Genomic DNA, 235 nt, shown 5'->3' with positions numbered 1-235 from the left:
ATATATTTTTATTAGGATATATTGGTTAAATTCGTGAATAAATTAATGAAATCATTTTACAATTGGAAAATAATCGAATATTTTATATAGTATAATTAAGTTCGCAATTGTTATATAATGCGAAGAAAATGATATGATTGTTTTGTCTGTTCACGAAAACATCTGTTTTAGTGTACAATTTAATAACTATTAATTATGATATAATAAAATCGGAAATATTTGTATTCTAAGTATT

This window comes from Romboutsia sp. 13368 (assembly GCF_018336475.1).
Taxonomy (GTDB): domain Bacteria; phylum Bacillota; class Clostridia; order Peptostreptococcales; family Peptostreptococcaceae; genus Romboutsia.
The sequence above is the reverse complement of the archived record's forward strand: the minus strand, read 5'-3'. Positions refer to the sequence as shown.